The sequence below is a fragment of the Parasutterella excrementihominis YIT 11859 genome, from assembly GCF_000205025.1.
GTDB lineage: Bacteria > Pseudomonadota > Gammaproteobacteria > Burkholderiales > Burkholderiaceae_F > Parasutterella > Parasutterella excrementihominis.
In genome coordinates this window covers 1-3,366 of the sequence record NZ_GL883748.1, presented here as the reverse complement: position 1 = coordinate 3,366, position 3,366 = coordinate 1, and the positions used below count along the sequence as shown (strand labels likewise).

Genomic DNA, 3,366 nt, shown 5'->3' with positions numbered 1-3,366 from the left:
ACGTAGTCTTTGCAGCGTTCGGTGTTGGCGGTGACGCCTTCAACCAGTTTGGTGCGAAGTGTGTCGCATGCGTTGGTCATAACTTTCATCTGTGTGTACAGAGCGAAAGTGATCACCGGTTCCATAACGTTCAGTTCGAGCTGGCCGGCAGAAGCAGCAAGCATCACTGTTGTGTCGAGACCGATAGCAAGGAAGCTGGCCTGGTTAGCAACTTCAGCAGCAACCGGATTAACTTTACCTGGCATGATGGAAGAACCCGGCTGGAGCTGAGGAAGATTGATTTCCTTTAGACCGCAGCGAGGACCGGAGGCAAGCAGACGAATGTCGTTGCAGACCTTAGTCATCTTAACTGCCAGACCCTTGATGGCGGAAGACAGAGTCATGTAAGCGCCGCAGTCGCTGGTAGCAGCGATCAGGTCTTCACTGTTCTTGAAGTCGATGCCGGTCAGTTCGGCAAGGTTCTTAACAGCAAGTTCCGGATATCCCGGGGCAGCGGTAACGGTAGTGCCGATAGCGGTAGCGCCGAGGTTGACGATCTTGAGGTGTTCCTGAGCAGCGCGCAGGTTTTCGATTTCGTCATTGATAGTGAAGCCCCAGCCGTGGAATTCCTGTCCCAGAGTCATAGGAACAGCGTCCTGGAGGTGGGTACGGCCCATCTTCAGAGTCTGATCGAATTCTTTAGCCTTGGCATAGAGTGCGTCGCGGAGTTCTTCAGCGGCCTTGATAAGGACGTTGGAGCGGAGGATGCAGCTCAGATGAATAGCGGTCGGGTATGTGTCGTTTGTGGACTGACCGAAGTTTGCGTCGTTGTTCGGGTTGACGATGGAGTAGTCACCGAGCTTACCGCCGAGATGTTCGATAGCGAGGTTGGAGATAACTTCGTTAGCGTTCATGTTGGTGGAAGTACCTGCTCCGCCCTGCAGCCAGTCAGTGATGAACTGGTCACGATATTTTTCAGTGTTGTTGATGAGCTGATCGCAAGCCCAGATCATTGCATCGGCAACTTCAGGTTTAACAACGCCGAGTTCCTTATTAGCCATCGCAGCTGCTTTCTTAACATAAGCAAAAGCGATGATGAAGTAGATTTCTTGGTTGTTCTTCTCTTCAGTGATGAAGAAGTTTTCTTTGCCGCGAAGGGATTGGACGCCATAGTAAGCGTTGGCAGGAACTTCTAAGTCGCCGATAAAATCATGTTCAATACGAGCCATTCAGGTCTCCTCAAAAATTTATATCCCGCTTCATCTCGAAGTAGGATTTGAAAAATAACCGTGTCGGTATAAAACCGTTGGTCCACACAGTCATCCGATGCAGACAGAGCCGAACGCTACTCAACACACTGCGAACCGGCTCTTGTTTGCTGCGAAGTATTGTAATCGTTTGCACAAAAAAAATATATGGTTTACCCCAAACTTATGGGGTAAACCATATGCGACGGAAAAATCATTAACTAATTTTTTTATCTCTATGAATTCATTGATCTTTATTAAGAATATTTTTTAATCTAACAAATAGGCTTTGATTTGTTATGTAATTCTTCGTAACAATCAGGTGATTTTGAGCATAGAAAAAGGCCTCGCAATGTGAGGCCCTTTTCTTATATCCCTTTAAGGGTACGTTAGATCAGCGGATTACATGAAGCCACAGACAACGAAACCGAAAGCGACGGAGAAGAAAATCGCCAGAACGCCGGGGATGAAGAAAGAGTGATTGAAGACCCACTTACCGATGCGTGTTGTACCGGTGTCGTCCATCTGAACAGCGCCGAGGAGTGTCGGGTATGTCGGGAGAACGAACAGCGCGGAAACAGCGGCGAAGCAGGCAACCAGCATGTAAGCGTTGTCCGGATGAGCGGCTGTGATACCGAGGGCAGCAACCACTGTCGGAGTAATCGCCTTAGCAGTAGCGGCCTGAGAGTACAGGAGCATAGCGGCTAAGAAGAAGACAACTGCGAGGAGAGCCGGATACTGGCTGATGGTTTCAGAAGCAAAAGCCTTGATCTGAGCGGTGTGACCGGAAACGAATGTATCACCGAGCCATGCAACACCGAGAACGCAGATACAGGCAACCATACCGGATTTGAAAACGGATGTGGAAGCGATATCGCCGAGTTTGACCTTGCAGAAAACCGTGATCAGAGCGCCGACGGTAAGCATCAAGCTCATGATGGCTGCGTCACGTGTGACGATAACCGGTTTGATCAGGCCGATAGCCGGAGAAATAGCGGATGCGTAGCAGACAACTGCGATAACGCCGATAAGGAAGATCCAAACGGAAAGCTTGGCAGAGGAAGTGATCTTGATTTCCTGCATGCCGACAGGAGGCTTAACGAGACCTTCTTTAAGACGTTCCTGGTAAACCGTAGAGGTGCTGAGATCCATCTTGCAGAACATCGTCATGATGAAAGCAGTGACCATGCAGCCTAAGAATGTGGTCAGAAGCCAAACAGCCAGCAGAGTCGGATAGCTCCAGCCGAACGGTTCGAGAACGCCTGTCATGTAAATAACAGCGGCGGAAACCGGAGAAGCTGTAATAGCGATCTGAGAAGCGACCACAGCGATAGACAGCGGAACGCTCGGGCGGATGTTCTGGCCTTTAGCAACTTCAACGATAACCGGGATCATCGAGAAAGCGGTGTGACCTGTACCAGCGAAAATCGTCAGAACATAGGTAACCAGCGGAGCCAGATAGTTGATGTATTTAGGATTCTTGTAGAGAATCTTTTCAGCGATGTAAACGAGGTAGTCCAAGCCTCCTGCGAGCTGCATGGCGGAAATGGCCGAGATCACGGATGCAATGATCAGGATCACGTCCCAAGGAATGTTACCCGGCTTCATGCCTAAACACAGACCGAGAATGAGAACACCGGCACCGCCGGCGTAGCCGATACCGATACCGCCGAGACGCACACCGACAAAGATCGCGCCGAGCAGAACGATAATCTGAAGAATAACCATGATATCCATAAATCCTCCGAAAGAAAGTACGCGGTTAACCGTACTCCCCCAGATGTTGGCTTAGTTAATTATTGACGGGTCGCCAAAGACCCTTGAATCGAAGCAAGAACATGTTTTTTTTAACCTGCTCCGAGCGCTGAAAATTCGGCAGCGGAATCCGCTGCCGAAATCTTGAACTCAATTACTTGACGAATTTCGGATGAATCAAGTTCTGAGTATTGAATGTGGCATCCCATTCAGCCTGAGTCATCAGATGCTGTTCGTCAACAACGATCTGATGCAGAGACTTACCGGTTGTGTAGCCTTCCTTGGCGATAGCGGCGCACTTCTGGTAGCCGAAATGCGGCTTCAGGAGTGTAACGATACCGATGGAGTTCATGACGTAGTCTTTGCAGCGTTCGGTGTTGGCGGT

At 49.7% G+C, this 3,366-nt stretch carries 2 protein-coding genes and 1 pseudogene; all 3 read right to left on the bottom strand.

Annotated features, from left to right (window positions below; translation table 11 throughout):
- Positions 1-1,208, bottom strand: a 1,208-nt coding sequence (locus HMPREF9439_RS09870; RefSeq protein WP_008864739.1) for an aspartate ammonia-lyase, incomplete at its 3' end; no start/stop codon positions are given.
- A gap of 420 nt (positions 1,209-1,628) precedes the next feature.
- A complete protein-coding gene (locus HMPREF9439_RS09865) occupies positions 1,629-2,963 on the bottom strand; it encodes an anaerobic C4-dicarboxylate transporter (RefSeq protein ID WP_008864737.1) in 1,335 nt (444 codons plus the stop codon).
- Between the two features lie 172 nt (positions 2,964-3,135).
- A pseudogene (locus HMPREF9439_RS09860) lies at positions 3,136-3,366 on the bottom strand (aspartate ammonia-lyase); the annotation flags it as partial.